This is a genomic window from Arthrobacter sp. E3, from assembly GCF_017353415.1.
Classification (GTDB): domain Bacteria; phylum Actinomycetota; class Actinomycetes; order Actinomycetales; family Micrococcaceae; genus Specibacter.
Genome location: NZ_JAFMPX010000014.1, coordinates 37896 through 52170, shown reverse-complemented (window position 1 = coordinate 52170; position 14275 = coordinate 37896). Strand labels below are relative to the sequence as shown.

16 protein-coding genes are annotated in these 14275 nt (G+C 60.3%); 6 read left to right on the top strand and 10 right to left on the bottom strand.

Features of this window, described 5'->3' with window-relative positions; all coding sequences use genetic code 11:
- Window positions 1-252 precede the first annotated feature (252 nt).
- Complete coding sequence (locus JMA46_RS08155; protein ID WP_207344843.1) at window positions 253-1107, bottom strand: hypothetical protein; 855 nt, start codon at window positions 1105-1107, stop codon at window positions 253-255.
- A gap of 440 nt (window positions 1108-1547) precedes the next feature.
- On the opposite strand from JMA46_RS08155, the gene JMA46_RS08150 reads away from it, so the two are divergent.
- A protein-coding gene (locus tag JMA46_RS08150; RefSeq protein WP_207344842.1) for an IS3 family transposase occupies window positions 1548-2932 on the top strand; the annotation gives its coding sequence in 2 pieces (ribosomal slippage) (window positions 1548-1866 and window positions 1866-2932; 1386 coding nt in all).
- A gap of 457 nt (window positions 2933-3389) precedes the next feature.
- Window positions 3390-3788 (top strand): lipopolysaccharide assembly protein LapA domain-containing protein, encoded by a 399-nt coding sequence (locus JMA46_RS08145; RefSeq protein ID WP_247647162.1) that lies wholly within the window; start codon window positions 3390-3392, stop codon window positions 3786-3788.
- Here JMA46_RS08145 and JMA46_RS08140 read toward each other — a convergent pair.
- Complete coding sequence (locus JMA46_RS08140; protein WP_207344840.1) at window positions 3751-5025, bottom strand: MFS transporter; 1275 nt, start codon at window positions 5023-5025, stop codon at window positions 3751-3753. The two genes, JMA46_RS08145 and JMA46_RS08140, sit on opposite strands and share 38 nt — an antisense overlap.
- A gap of 293 nt (window positions 5026-5318) precedes the next feature.
- Between JMA46_RS08140 and JMA46_RS08135 the strand changes: the two genes are divergently transcribed.
- Window positions 5319-5801, top strand: a complete 483-nt coding sequence (locus JMA46_RS08135; protein WP_207344311.1) for a helix-turn-helix domain-containing protein — start codon at window positions 5319-5321, stop codon at window positions 5799-5801.
- Entirely contained in the window at window positions 5690-6472 is a 783-nt protein-coding gene (locus JMA46_RS08130; protein ID WP_207344839.1) for an IS630 family transposase, read from the top strand. The genes JMA46_RS08135 and JMA46_RS08130 overlap by 112 nt, the downstream gene beginning before the upstream one ends.
- Window positions 6473-6485: 13 nt before the next feature.
- Here JMA46_RS08130 and JMA46_RS08125 read toward each other — a convergent pair whose 3' ends face one another.
- The 5 genes from JMA46_RS08125 to JMA46_RS08105 all read right to left on the bottom strand — a co-directional run bounded on the left by JMA46_RS08125 (window position 6486) and on the right by JMA46_RS08105 (window position 10451).
- Window positions 6486-7313 carry an SRPBCC family protein gene (locus JMA46_RS08125; protein ID WP_207344838.1) on the bottom strand — a complete coding sequence of 276 codons (828 nt, stop codon included), beginning with the start codon at window positions 7311-7313 and terminating at the stop codon, window positions 6486-6488.
- A 12-nt stretch (window positions 7314-7325) separates the two neighbouring features.
- Window positions 7326-7661, bottom strand: coding sequence for a metalloregulator ArsR/SmtB family transcription factor (locus tag JMA46_RS08120; protein ID WP_207344837.1), 336 nt, complete (start codon window positions 7659-7661; stop codon window positions 7326-7328).
- A 127-nt stretch (window positions 7662-7788) separates the two neighbouring features.
- A complete protein-coding gene (locus JMA46_RS08115) occupies window positions 7789-8556 on the bottom strand; it encodes an amino acid ABC transporter ATP-binding protein (protein WP_282099573.1) in 768 nt (255 codons plus the stop codon).
- Window positions 8553-9542, bottom strand: a complete 990-nt coding sequence (locus JMA46_RS08110; protein ID WP_207344836.1) for an amino acid ABC transporter permease — start codon at window positions 9540-9542, stop codon at window positions 8553-8555. Before JMA46_RS08110 ends, JMA46_RS08115 begins: the two co-directional genes overlap by 4 nt.
- Window positions 9543-9548: 6 nt before the next feature.
- Window positions 9549-10451 carry an ABC transporter substrate-binding protein gene (locus JMA46_RS08105; RefSeq protein ID WP_207344835.1) on the bottom strand — a complete coding sequence of 301 codons (903 nt, stop codon included), beginning with the start codon at window positions 10449-10451 and terminating at the stop codon, window positions 9549-9551.
- 254 nt (window positions 10452-10705) lie between these two features.
- Between JMA46_RS08105 and JMA46_RS08100 the strand changes: the two genes are divergently transcribed.
- Window positions 10706-11887 carry a cation:proton antiporter gene (locus tag JMA46_RS08100; protein WP_207344834.1) on the top strand — a complete coding sequence of 394 codons (1182 nt, stop codon included), beginning with the start codon at window positions 10706-10708 and terminating at the stop codon, window positions 11885-11887.
- 23 nt (window positions 11888-11910) lie between these two features.
- Here the strand turns inward: JMA46_RS08100 and JMA46_RS08095 are convergent, their stop codons facing one another.
- The 3 genes from JMA46_RS08095 to JMA46_RS08085 form a co-directional block, all read right to left on the bottom strand.
- Window positions 11911-12168 carry a DUF6458 family protein gene (locus JMA46_RS08095; protein ID WP_207344833.1) on the bottom strand — a complete coding sequence of 86 codons (258 nt, stop codon included), beginning with the start codon at window positions 12166-12168 and terminating at the stop codon, window positions 11911-11913.
- A gap of 55 nt (window positions 12169-12223) precedes the next feature.
- Window positions 12224-12607: a VOC family protein gene (locus JMA46_RS08090; protein WP_207344832.1), complete on the bottom strand. Its 384-nt coding sequence runs from the start codon at window positions 12605-12607 to the stop codon at window positions 12224-12226.
- A gap of 145 nt (window positions 12608-12752) precedes the next feature.
- Entirely contained in the window at window positions 12753-13784 is a 1032-nt protein-coding gene (locus JMA46_RS08085) for an aldo/keto reductase (RefSeq protein ID WP_207344869.1), read from the bottom strand.
- 247 nt (window positions 13785-14031) lie between these two features.
- On the opposite strand from JMA46_RS08085, the gene JMA46_RS08080 reads away from it, so the two are divergent.
- Window positions 14032-14268 carry a hypothetical protein gene (locus tag JMA46_RS08080; protein WP_207344831.1) on the top strand — a complete coding sequence of 79 codons (237 nt, stop codon included), beginning with the start codon at window positions 14032-14034 and terminating at the stop codon, window positions 14266-14268.
- The last annotated feature ends 7 nt before the right edge of the window (window positions 14269-14275 follow it).

Genomic DNA, 14275 nt, shown 5'->3' with positions numbered 1-14275 from the left:
GCCGAACGATGCACACCTCGGGAAAGAATGAGGGAGCCGATTCGTCGAAGGCAGTACTTCTCCGGGGTTTAGCCAAACAAACTGGCGTTCAGGCCTATGGACAGAGTCCTGTCGGCCGAGCCATCACATCGGGAGGGGCTCAGCCAAAATACAAGGCCACTGCTGTGGCGACGGTGGCGGACGGACCGATGGATGAACCCATCACCTGAACGTTTCGCAGCGGTGCATGGCTGTCCCGTCGGCCGGTGCCCCTCATTCACCGTCTGCGTTGGTTACCGCCGTATCCCGGAGGTATGTGAATGTCAGGGAGCCGGGGATTGGTCCGTCAGATGCTACGGCCGTCACCTGGACCTGGCCAGCCTCGGCGGCCGGCGGAATCACGACAATCCAGCGTCCCGGGAGTACGGGGTCCGCCTCGACGCCCACCGGCTGCCCGCCAACCATCACCGTGACTACGTCGAGAAAGCGCCTTGCCAGCTGGAATCGGCCTCCCGCCAGTCCACTCGACGGCGTACGTGTGGGTCCTAATCCGTGGAGGGCGTCCAGTCCGGTCAGGCTCAACGGGCAGGCGGTATGAGACCCGGACCGTGGCGGTGGGGTGGCTGTGGGGTTTTGTGTGTGGACGGCGATAAATGCCGCCACAAGGTTGTAGGCGGTCCTGTCGAGGCACCGTTCGGGACCAGGCTGGACCAGTGTTGACAGCATGGACACAGCGTCCCTCCACCCAGAGGCGTCGCCTTCATCGACGGCACGGCAGATTGCTGTTACGGCACTCCACAGGGTGAATCCATCAGCACTGCTGGCCTTGCGTGGGCTGACGACTGCGCCTAAACCGGCACAGTCCTTGGTCTGCAACAACACATGCCACTGGGCTTGCGGTGGATCAGCGGGGTCAACTGGCCCCGGAGGTACCCAAGCGAGCGATCCGTCGTTGTTCGCCCCGCTGCCCCTCGCAGGCTCATCGCCGCTGGGGCCGACGCTGATCTCGGACACGGCCTGCCCGGGTACAGCAGCGGAGGACGCCGACGGCGTCACGGCACCGGGAGGGGGAGCGCTGCAAGCACACATCAATAACAGCACAACGTCCGCCCCGGCTAATGCCAACACCCGCGTGTTCGCCTACCACAGCATGGTGACCTTCCCACCACCGCCAGCCCCAACACCGATCCCTGTCCACTGCCCGGTCAATGGCTACAGTGGCTTGGCCTTGAATCTCAATTCCTTGAATCCTAAATTATCCTCAGTCTTGTGGCGGTGGTAAGGAATAAAAGTCGAATTTCGTCTGTCCTCTATCGCGGGAAGTGTCGTCGGGTCAGGCTCTGGTCATGGAAATGGATCCAGTAGAGGAAAATCTGCAGAACTACAGTGTGGTATTCGAGAACGACCGTGTTCGTGTGCTCGAGTATAGGGACTCTCCGGGCCCTACGTGTCAGGCTGGGACGGTACCACGGGGAAAGAGCAAGTCCGTTTGATCGCGTGGGGCGAGAACCAGGAAACCAGTAATTATGTCTAGTCCAGTTTTGTCTCCGGTAGACCACAATGGTCGTATGAGTAGTCCCGGACCGCGTGCCGGTGGCCCGACCCCTCGAAGGTCGTTTACCCCCGCGCAGAAGCTCGAATTCTTGGCCTTGTACGAGGCCGCATTAGCGAGCCAGGAAGCAGGGGCGTTCCTGCGTCGTGAGGGCTTGTATTCCTCGCAGATGACTGAATGGCGCCGTCAGCGTGATGCCGGCGTTCTGGCGGGCAAGAAGCCCGGTGAATCGATCGGGAAGCTCTCCAAGGACCAGGCAGCGATCGCGCGTTTGCGCCGCCAGTTAGAGGTGAGTGAGGCCCGGTTGACACGCTCCGAGGCTGCCTTGGACATCATGGGAAAACTCTCGGCGTTCTTCGAGAACGCCATCGAGGAATCACAGGACGGGCCGAAGCCCAAGAAGAAATGATGGACGCCTATCAGCGCCTACGCGGCCAGGAAGTTCCCACACGCCGGGCAGCAGTGCTGACCGGTGTTTCACGCACCACCGTCTACCGCAAGCCGTCCGCACCCCTACGAGCAGTGAGGGTGGAGCCGGCGAACAAGCTCAGCCCGGTTGAGCGTGCCGCGGTCCTGGCCGCGTTGAACGCCCCGGAATACGTTGATCTGGCACCGATGCAGGTCTATGCCAAACTCCTTGATCTGGGCACTTATCTGGGCTCGTTGTCAACGTTTTACCGGGTGTTGGAGGAGAACAAACAAGTCAAGGAACGCCGCCGGCTGGCCAAGCACCCGGCCAGGGCTGTGCCCGAACTGATGGCCTCCGGCCCGGGCGAGGTCATCACGTGGGATATCACCAAATTTCCCGGACCGGTCAAGGGAAAGTACTACGACTGCTACATGGCCGTGGATATCCACTCACGGTTCATTGTCGGTGCCCACGTGCACGCCACCGAATCCGGGGAACTGGCCGTGGAAATGATGAAGGAAATGTTCGGTATCCACGGTGTCCCGCACGTGCTGCACGCCGATCGCGGGACCTCGATGACGTCTAAAACTATTGCTGCGCTGCTGGCGGATTTGGAGGTCACCCAGTCTCACTCACGACCCAGAGTCAGCAACGATAATCCGTATAGCGAAAGCTTGTTCAAGACCATGAAATATGGTCCTTTGTTCCCCGAGCGTTTCTCTAGTCTCTCCGAAGCCAGAGCCTTCCTGAGCGAGTTCGTCGACTGGTACAACCATCACCACCAGCACTCAGGAATCGGCTTCCACACACCCGCAAATGTCCACTACGGGCTGGCCGAGGAAGTCGCTGCACAACGCTCGGAAACACTCGCCGCAGCACGGGCAAAAAACCCGAACCGTTTCAACAAAAACGCCGACCCCAAAATTCTTGACCTACCCGGCCCTGCCTGGATAAACCAACCCAAGGAAACACCCGAAAAACAAGCAGCCTAACTCCCGCTGGTACCGCCCGACTTGAAAAATTCCGGGGACGCTCGACCACCGAGCATCACCATCCTGACAGTGTGATGATTACGGCCAGCACGTTCCGTCGTCGTCTGTCGTCCAACGGGCAAAGCATAGATGTGGAATTGCCCTCCGGCGTCGCGCGCTGGATGGCTTCCCAAGATCATTCTGGCGAAAACATAGGGGAAACGGATACCCATGCTTTCTTTGTTGAGCTTAAGGAGCCAGCCCGGAATCAGGACCAAGTGACCGGCGGCTCTTTGGGTCCGGAGGAGCCGTAAAAATTGCTGGATCACCCCATTAGTTTTCGGGTCGTTCCATTGCCGGGAGTTGCAGACAGATAACAGCACGCGACGGTGGAGCCTGGCTGGGCTACCATGGGCCTAACTGAAGCAGTCACATGCAAAACAGCATTGACCACACAGACAGTCAGGGAGCGGACATAATGACAGTCGAGCCAACACCGGAGCCGTACACAGGGCCGGAGTCTCTTGAACCATTGGAGCCGCTGGAACCATCCGACACTCCAGTGATCGAACCCGAACAGGCTCGAACGCCGGTGCCACAGAACCCCCAGCCAGAGGGCAATGCCGACGTCACTCGGGCTGGGATGGTTTGGGTTGCCGTGAGCGCCGGTCTCGTTGTCTTGATACTGCTCATTACCTTCATTCTGCAAAACCAGGACGGGGTGACAGTAAAGTACTTTGGCGCCGTTGGCGACCTGTCCTTGGGCATGGCACTTTTCATAGCTGCCGTCGGGGGAGGGGTGCTGGTTGCTGTGGCTGGGGCTGTCCGTATCCTGCAACTCAGGAGGCAGCGCCGTCGTCAGCGGGCCGCTCAATAGGGTCCCCTGAGACGCCCCTCATCAGGGCGTACCGAGACCGAGGGCGGAAAACAAGCCGCATGCTGATCAAAAGGATTGCGGCCGATCCGCACATTGCTGCGATCATCGCTCCATTCGTGCCCGCCATGTCAATCACCAGGCCCGCGAGGACGCTGCCGCCCGCGGCTCCAATGTTGTGTGAGGTGTTCACCCAAGTCGTGGCCGTATTTTGCCGTTCCACGCCGCCGAAGCCGTTCGCCGCGAAGTACGCAACGATCATGATCGGTGAGAGGAAAAGGCCGGCCACCAACAGCACCAGCCCCAGACCGAGCGCCGTCGAGGTGGTCATGATGGCAGCCGTCGCTGAGGTGAGGAAGATGGTGAGTAGCAGAAGCTGCTTGTGCGGGGAAACCTTCAGCTGCAATGCGCCGTACAGCAACCCGCCCACTGCGCTCCCAGCGGCGAACGCTGCCAGGACGAGGCCAATAGCGGCCTCGGTGTGTGGGCCGTGCATGACGGCGGGAATGGTTACGTAGACGGTACCGACAACAAATCCCGTCGCAACAACCGGAAGCAGAAGTGCGAGGAAATTTCGCTGCTTCAACAGTGATGGTTCAGCTGCGGGGGAGTCCTTGGAGGCGTTGGGCCAGCCTCGCTCCTGTGCAGCTGGCGAGGAAATCATCAGCAGTGTGCCCATCAGCACGAGCGCGGCGGGCAGGAGCAGCACGGCGCTTGGACTCATGCCCAGCAGCAGGAATCCTGCCAGTGCCGGCCCGGCCAAGTACAGAACTTCCTCGAACACAGCATCAACGCTCAGCGCCTTTTTCAGCAGCACATTAGTGGGAGTCAGGGAGGCCCACAACACTCGCATGGCTGGGCCGATCGGCGGCGCAACCGCCCCTGCCAACGCGGCAACGCTGGTGCAAAGGATGGCCGATGCGCCCAAACTGGTGACGAGGGCGAGCGCTGCAAGGCTCATTGCGAAGAGTGAGGCAAACGTGGATAAGGCACGACGGCGGCCGTACCGGTCGATCGCGCGGGCTCGCAAAGGGGCCAAGAAACCAGCCGTGGCGCCGTAGGTGCCAGCAGCCAGTCCGGCTGCGGAGAAGGATCCAGTAGCCGCTTGAACAGCGAGCAGTAATGGCAGTGTGACGAGCGGGTAGGCGAATCGTCCGGCCAGGGCTGTTGAGAAAACGAAGGGGACGTGCGGCAGTCGAAAAATGGCCGCATACGTCGCCGGGGGCGCGTTGGTAGGCAAGGGAAAGCTCCGTTGAAGGGCACAAGTTTTTGTGTGCGGTGATGGACAATCTGATGACGTGCGTAGAGCAGGTTGTCCATCAACCACGGAAACGGAACATAGAGCAAGACTAACAGTGGGCACTTCGTTTTCGAGGAGATATTCCTTCTGGGATCCGGTCCGTGGAAATGACCCGGGCGAGCCCATGCAAAGCTCCTGGCTAGTACTGTGTCGTTGCTAATGTTCGAGTGAAATGGTGCCATTCTTGGTTATGCGGGTTTTCGTCTATCACCTGCAGGGAAGTGGGACGGGCCATGGGAAGAGCGAAATTGCGTCCGGTAGCGCTCAGTGATGCGGACCGGGACCGGCTCACGCGGATCGTGCGGACTGGTTCCTCGCCCGCGCAGCAGGTGCGCCGTGCGCGGATCCTGCTCGAGCTCGATGAGAACCGCCCGGAGAGGGAAGGGCCCTCGCCGACTCATGTCGTGGTCGCCGAGCGCGCCGGAGTCTGCGCGGATACGGTCGTGAAGGTCTGTAAGGTGTACGTCGAGCGTGGGGGTGACGCCATCGATACCGTTACGCGCAAGAAGCGCCTGACCCCGCCGGTGGAAGCGAAAGTCACCGGAGACGTCGAGGCTCGCCTGATCGCACTGGCCTGCACCAAACCACCCGAAGGTCACGCCACATGGAGCCTGAGACTGTTGGAGAAGCACGTACTGCTCACCGAGGGGATTCCACCCTTGGATCATTCAACGATCGGCCGGGTTTTAAAAAAACGAAACTTCAGCCTCACCTGAAAGAGTATTGGGCGATCCCGCCCAAGGCCAACGGGGAATTCCTCGCCCGCATGGAAGACGTCCTGGAGGTCTACGCACGCCCCTACGACGAAAATATTCCGGTGGTGTGTATGGATGAAAAACCATACCAGCTACTGGAATACACCCGACCGTCCATCGAGGCGAAGCCCGGACGCACGCGCAAGGAAGATTATGAATATTCCCGGCGGGGAGTGTGCTCCATTTTCGTGTGGGTCCAACCGCTGGCAGGCAAGCGCCGGGTGATCGCCAGACCGCGGCGCACCCGTGTGGACTGGGCCCATGAGGTCGACACGCTGCTCACCAAAGATTACCCCGACGCCCCGAAGGTCGTTCTGGTGATGGACAACCTCAACACCCACACCATCGGCTCACTCTACGAAGCTTTTACCCCGGCCAAGACCCGGGAACTAGCCTCCCGCCTGGAGATCCATTACACACCCAAACACGGATCCTGGCTCAATGTCGCCGAAATCGGGCTCTCCGCGCTCTCGCGCCAATGCCTCTCCCGGCGGATCCCGGACATCGAAACACTGAACCACCAACTCGGCCACTGGCAAAACGACGTCAACGCCGATGAGCGGACCGTCAACTGGCAATTCACCACGGATGATGCCAGGACCAAACTCCGCCACCTATACCCAGAACATTAGACACGACACAGTACTAGGCGGGTAGGAGAACCTTGGTCTCCAAGCGGACGTAGCTGGCTTCCATCCCGTCCGTCATCCCGGTGGCCAGAACCATGTCACGCAGTTCGATGTTCGGGTAGGTGATCAGGATGGTAAGGAGTGTGGCTTTCGCGACGGGGGTGAAGGTCGTCTCGTTGATGATGCTTTCCCCCGGCATGGACCAGCCTTCGGGGCCGAGCAGCCATTGCTGAAGCAGTTCCTTCTCGTGGTGGGCTCGCCAGACCGTATCGACGGAGCCGTTGATGAGCCGGCTGATGCGCACTTTGGTGTCGCTGAGAATCTGCGCTGTGACGGGGAGGTCCGCTGAAAAGGAACGCAGGTCTGCGAGCACCTCGCCCATCTGTGCCATGGAGTGCCTCATGCCCTCTTCCATGCCCATGTCCACGAGCGTGGCAAGTTCGTCCACATTGTTGAAGTGCGTCGTCGTCGTTGTGCGTGAGCCTGCCTGTGTTGTTTCGAAAGCGACGGTCATCCTCATCGACGGCATCTGCGCGTCTGGTGAGCTGTCGGCAGTTGCAAAGCTCTCCAACACCTCAAATGACGTACGCGGCTCAACAGCCAACCACTGCCAGTAGCAGTGCGAGACGTCGCCTTCGGGTCCGGTCATGGTGTAGTCAGACCGGCCTCCCTCGGCGGCATCGTGTCGGGTGAACTCCGCCGGATAGCCAGGCGGGCCCCAGAAACGTTCCAACTGGCGCGGGTCCACATAAGCATTCCAGAGGCGCTGCACGGGAACGGGAAAATCGGCAACGACGGTGATGGTCAGTGTTGCGGGATTGTGGGTGATGGAGGTGACAGGCATGACTGGTTCCCTTCAGTCTTCGGAGAGCAGTGCATCGAGCTGGTCGATGCGCGCTTGCCAGATCTGTTCGTACTGGTTCAGGAGATCGCGAGCCCTGGCGATGGCCTCCGGGTTGCCGCTGACCACACGTTCACGACCTTTCGGCTTCTTTGTCACGAGCCCTGCCCGTTCCAGGACAGCCACGTGTTTTTGAACGGCCGCGAAGGACATGTTGTACGCGGCGCTCAACGCTGACACAGAAGCCTCGCCGACCAAGGTGCGGCGAAGGATGTCACGTCGGGTGGCGTCGGCCAGAGCACGGAAGATCCGGTCTACCTCGGCATCGCTCAATTCTGAATGTACAACCATAAGGTTGTACATTAGCGTGGGCCCTTGAGGGTGTCAATGCCCCGAGTCGTGGAGACCTACATCGGGCACGAAAAAGGGAAGGTCCGGCCACCACTTGTGGCGACCGGATCTTCCCAACTCATAGTGTCTACAGAACCTTTGAAAGGAACATCTTGGTCCGCTCATGTTGCGGATCGTTGAGGACCTGGCGCGGATTGCCCGCCTCCACCACGACGCCGTCGTCCATGAAGACCAATGAATCTGCGACTTCCCGCGCAAAACCCATCTCATGGGTAACCACAATCATGGTCATGCCGCTGCTGGCGAGCTCCTTCATCACGTCCAGGACCTCACCCACCAGTTCGGGGTCCAGCGCACTGGTTGGCTCGTCAAACAGCATCAGTTTGGGATCCATGGCCAGGGCCCTGGCAATGGCAACACGCTGCTGCTGCCCACCGGAGAGATGGGCCGGGTAGTAGTCAGCCTTGTCACCCAGCCCAACGCGCTCCATGAGTTCCTTGGCCCGTGCGGTGGCCTTGGACTTGGACATGTGCTTGACCCGCATGGGCGCTTGGATGATGTTCTCCAGCGCGGTCAGGTGGGGAAAGAGGTTAAACCGCTGGAAGACCATGCCAATTTCACGGCGCTGGAAGGCAGCTTCCTTGGGCCGGAGTTCGTAGAGCTTGTCACCTTTTTGCCGGTATCCCACGAGTTGTCCCTCCACGGACAGCCTGCCCGCGTCAACCCGTTCCAAGTGGTTGATGCAGCGCAGAAACGTTGACTTGCCGGAGCCGCTGGGCCCAACAATGCACAACACCTCCCCGCGATCAACCTTCAAGCTGATGCTCCTGAGCACCCGGTTGGAACCAAAGCTCTTTGAAACGCGGTCGGCGAGCACCATGGGTATTTCGCTCATCCCTTGCCTCCAATGTCATTGCCGGCCGCCGGGTTGGTGAGCGCCGCCGTCGTTGTTGGCCCGTGGGGGCCGGAAACTTTGTCTGCCTTGCGCTGGCCGGAACCGCGGGAGAACCGCTTTTCGATAAAGTGCTGGCCAACCATCAAGATAGAGGTAAACAGCAAGTACCAAATACACGCCACGATCAGCAGCGGCACCGGAGTGAACGTGACAGCGGAAATGCCCCGGGACACCCCGTAAAGATCAATGCTCAACGGGATGGCCGTAACAAGCGAGGTGGTCTTCAGCATCGAGATCACCTCATTGCCGGTGGGCGGAATGATGATGCGCATGGCTTGTGGCACCACAATGTGGCGCATGGTCTGACCCCAGGACATGGCCAGTGCCCGCGATGCCTCTTCCTGTCCTTCATCAACGGAGAGGAGCCCCGCCCTGACAATTTCGGACATGTACGCGGCCTCGTTGAGGGCCAGTCCGATGATGGCGGTGACGAACAGGTTGGTGAAGATTGAGTTGTCGAAGGAAATCCATGGAGTCATGAATGGAATTCCCACCGTCAGCACGGGGTAGATCAGGGCAACGATTCCCCAGAACACCAGTTGCACGTAGACGGGGGTGCCACGGAAGATCCAGATGTAGAGCCACGCCACACTCTTCACCACAGGGTTGGGCGAGAGTCGCATGATGGCCAGCAGCAAACCCAGCGCAATGGCGAGGACCATTGAGTAGACCGTCAACTGGAGGGTGACCAGTGCTGCCTGGCTGATCCGCTTGTCGAAGATGTACTTGCCCACTTCGGCCCAGCCAAAGTCCTTGCGCTGGGCGGCATCGATGATGAAGACGGCCAACATGGCGACCAGGACAACTGCGATGAGGACCCGCCAAGGATGGCGCAGGGGGATCGCCTTGACCACCTCACCGTCTTCGGTATTATCCGGTGGTCCAGGTGCCGCCGATGAAATGGGGTTATGGCTCGAAGTGGACATGGGCTGTTAGCCCTTCGCAGCCATGTTGATGGTGGCGGTCTTGACGCCGCCACTTTCTACGCCCCACTTGCTCAGGATCTTGCCGTAGGAACCGTCATCGATCAAGGCCTGAAGAGCCTTTTGGAGTACGGGGGCGAATTCACTGTCCTTGGCCACGGGCATTCCATAGGGAGCAACTTCGAAGGCGTCGCCGGCCGTTTGGAGCTTTTTGTCTGTCTTGGAGATTGCGTACAGCGTGACGGGTGAATCGGCGCTCATCGCGTCGACCTGGCCAATCACCAAGGCATTCGTCGCCTGGTCCTGGGTGTCAAATTTGAAGATGGTGATGGCGGCCTTGCCTGCATCCGTGCAGGCCTTGGACTTGGCTGGAACTTCATGGGTGTCCTCGTACGTGGTTGCCTGCACGGCAACCTTCAACCCGCAGGCATTGTCAGGATCCACGGTCTTGCCCACAGGTGCGGCCCACTGGATGCCAGCCAGGTAGTAGTTGACGAAGTCCACCTGCTTTTCGCGCTCCAGCGTGTCCGTGAACGAGGACATGCCCATGTCGTCCTTGCCGCCATTGATGGCCGGAAGGATGTTGTCGAATGTGCCGATGTCGAAGTTGACCTTCAGACCCATGACTTGGCCCAGCGCATTGGTCAGATCCACAGACCAGCCGGCAGGCTTCCCGTTGGCATCCTTGAACTCATTGGGCGGGTAGTTGTTGGCCATGCCCACGTTGAGCACACCGGCTTCCTTGATCTTGGCCGGAAGAGACGCGGCGATCGCATCGTCCTTCTTGACCACGACGGCGTCTGCCGAGGCGGACTCGCTGCCGCCCGGGGCGGTGGCGCTGTTGTCCACACAACCCGTCAGCATCAAGGCTGCGGCGGCGGTCAGTGCGGGAATTACGAATTTGGCGCGCATTGGGTGTCCTTTGTTGGTGTTCTGAGGTATTGCTTCGTCATTGAAGTCATCGTCTTGGGAAAACACTCTGTGTTGAACACTATGGCACTCTTGGCAGTTATGGCCTGAAGTGACACCCCTTGGCCCTGCCGTTCCGGGCGGTTGAAGGGTGTTGCTGGCAGGGTTGCTCCCATAGAATCAGGAATGCGATTGGTCAGGCTTTGCGTTGGTGATGTCCCACGGAATGTGCGTGGCGGGCCGGTAGGGAGATAGCCGTGGTTCCGATCTTGACGCTTGCCTTTGCCGGGCTGCTGCTTGTCGGTGTGCTGATTTCTGAACGTGCCAGCAGAACAGTGTTGTCCACTGCGGTGTTGTTTCTGGTGGGCGGATTTGTTTTGGGCAACGGCGTGCTTGGAGTCATCCCCATGGACTCCAATGATCCTGTGGTGGGGATTTTGGCCCAGCTGGCACTCTTTTCGATCCTGTTTACCGATGGAATGAAAATCGGATTGGCTGACCTTCGCAACGCGTGGCGGCTGCCGGGCAGGGCACTCTTGCTGGGGCTGCCGCTGACACTCATCATCACGGCTGTTCTGGCCCACTACATCGTGGGGCTGCCGTGGCTCGAGTGCTTCCTGCTCGGCGCAGTGCTTGCGCCCACAGATCCAGTGTTCGCAGCCGCCCTGGTGGGACACAGGAATGTGCCCCGGCGTCTCAGCCACCTTCTCAACGTTGAGTCTGGCCTCAACGACGGGCTTGCCTTACCGGTCGTCCTAGTCCTGTTGGCCGTCAGCGGAGGCAAGGACGTCGGAATCGGAGTGCTGGCGGAAGAAATCGCCCTGGGTCTGTTGGTTGGGGTGCTGGTTCCGCTGGTGGTTGTTTGGCTGGAACGGCAGCCGTTCTTAAACGCAACCAAGGGGCTGCAACCGCTGGTCGCGGTATCCATCGGCTTGCTGGTGCTTTCAATCTGTCTGGTGACGGGGGCAAATCTCTTCCTGGCCGCATTTTCTGCCGGGATTACGGTGGCCACCGCCGGCCCGGGTTTCCGGGCTGAATTCGAGCAGTTCGGCGAGCTCGTTTCGGAACTGCTCAAGCTTGCCGCCGTCTTAGTGTTCGGTGCGCTCATCACCCCGGCATTTCTCTTTGGTCAGATTTCCTGGACCGGATGGGTTTTCGCCGTGCTTGCCATTGTGGTGGCCCGTCCGCTGGCCCTGTTGGTTTCCTTTATGGGCACGCAATTGCCGCGCAGGGAGCAGCTCGCAGCCATGTGGTTCGGGCCCAAGGGATTTGCCTCAGTTGTCTACGGACTCTTGGTGCTCCAAGCCGGAGGGGAATACTCGAACGAGATCTTCCATCTGGTGGCGCTGGTCATTGTGCTCTCCATTTTGGCCCACTCGTCAACGGATGTGCTTGTCGCGAAACAATTCGAAAGTGAGCCGCCTCCGCCGTCGTCCTGAACCAGTCAGGGCGGCACATGTGCCTAGAGTTCGGTGTCGTCGGTCCTGTCAGTGCGGCGGACCACGTTCTCGCCGTCGGGGCGACCCACAGTGGTGCGACGAGTTGTTGTTGAACGGCGCCGACGGAAAGTGAAAATCAAACCAAGAACAAAGACGAGGGCTCCGGCGGCCATCAGGATGTTGCCCACCAAATTCAAATCTATCCATGCCAACTGGATGTTGAGCGCAAATCTCAAAATTGCGCCAATGACAACAAGCAGGATTCCAGCACCAATACTCATAACAATCTCCTCTGTTCTCAGCTCTTCAGGCTGAGGTTCTAAATTGGACTTCCAGCTACGCTACCGCTTCCCCAGCACGGTATTTGTCATTTCCGGGCGTGTTCAGAATGCAGAACTCATTGCCTTCGGGGTCGAGGAGAACAACCCAAGGCTGTTCGCCCTGCCCGATGTCTACGCGCCGGGCACCCATCGACAACAGCCTCGCTACCTCGACCTGCTGGTTGTCTGGCCTGAAATCAGGATGCACCCGATTCTTTGCCGTCTTGCTTTCCTTCACGGGGACGAAGACCATCCCCGGCGTTGAATCCACGGTTGGACGAATCTCGAACTCTTCATGGCTGTCGAGAGTGACAATCCAGCCCAGGGCAGCGGCCCACCAGCGTCCAAGGGCCTGCGGATCCTTTGAATCAACAACTATCTGTTCCCAATCAAGAGGCATCGTCCAACCCTAGACCGTTGCTGTGCACCGCCGCCAGCAAGACCACAGCCCACAACCACTCGTGCAGGCCCGCGCCGTTCGGGCAGACCCGCGCTTCACACCGGCACCGCCCGCCCCAAACCCAACGGCCGCCGTCGTGCGTGGATCACCGGCCGCCTTCCACCTTCCGGCTGCGCTGTTCCTGTGCCTTGGGGCCATAGGGGTAGACGCCCACGCGAGGCTGGCTGACGTCCGTGAGCCGTCGGGTTTCCTCGTCGCTGAGTTCCAGCTGGGCCGCCGCAAGGTTGTCCGCAAGCTGTTCGGCGGTCCGGGCGCCGAGGATCACCGAGGTGACGGCGGGGCGGTTGGCCAACCACGCCAGTGCCACCTGCGCCGGGCTGGTGCCGTGGGTCGTGGCAATGTCCTCCACGGCGCTGATGATCTCCCACGTGTGCGGATTGTCGTTGCGTTCCTGCCACGCCTCCATGCCCCGCGTCGGGTTGTCGCCCACGCGAGTGTCACTGGCAGGCGCTTCGTCGCGCTTGTATTTGCCGCTGAGCCAGCCCCCGCCCAGCGGGGACCATGGCAGTAGCCCGATCCCGGCGTCCAGCGAGGCGGGCACAATCTCCGACTCGATTTCGCGCACGAGCAGACTGTACTGGGGCTGCAGCGTCACGGGTGCGTTCCAGCCGTGGGCCTTCGCAATGTGGACGGCCTTGGTCAGCTGCCAGCCTAGGAAGTTGGAGAACCCGTAGTAGCCGATCTTGCCGCTGGTGACGGCGTCGTGCAGGAAACGCAGCGTCTCCTCGATCGGCGTGATGGGGTCCCACGCGTGCATCTGGTAAAGATCGATCTGCTCCACGCCGAGGCGCCGCAGGGAACTGTCCAAGGCGCGGGTCAAGTGGCGGCGGGACGTTCCGACGTCGTTAGGTGAGGTTCCCATGGGAAATCGCCCCTTGGTGGCGATGACCACCTGGTGGTGCGCATCCTTCCGCTTGGCCAGCCAGCGGCCAATGATTTCCTCCGACGTCCCGGCGCTGTAGACATCCGCCGTGTCAATGAAGTTTCCGCCGGCGGCAAGGTAGTTGTCCAAGATGGCATGGGAGTCGTCCTCGGAGGCCTCGGCCCCAAACGTCATGGTGCCCAGCGCGTAGTTGGAAACCACGGCGCCACTGTTGCCCAATGTGCGGTATTCCATGATTCTCTCCGTTCCATAAGTGGTGAACTCGTCCGGACCCGGGCCGGCTTGACCGGGGTCATCGGTGCTGTTTCCACCATAGGCCGCGGGCGGGTCCGGGTACATGGCCCGGGGCTTTGAGTTCCAGATGGGCACGGCACCGCAAGGGCTTTCCCGTAGATGGATCAGGTGAATTTCCCGATGTGCGGAGGCTGGTCCGGGGAGGAATGTAGAGGTATCGGATTCGCACTCAATGGAAGGCAAGATCATGCAAACCACACATTGGGCATGGAGGTCGGCGGGCATTGCCGTTGCCGCCCTGCTCGTGGCATTGGCAGCGCCGGCCCCGGTGTTTTCCGTACAGGATCCCGGAACCTCGGGCGGGGTAGGGCCATCCCACACCAACATGCACTGCCCGCTTAACCGCATCGGAACAGAGTTGGTCCGTTGCGATGCTCTCACCGGCGCAGGGACAAATGCTCCTTCGTGGATCCCTGAGCGGTAGGCAACCA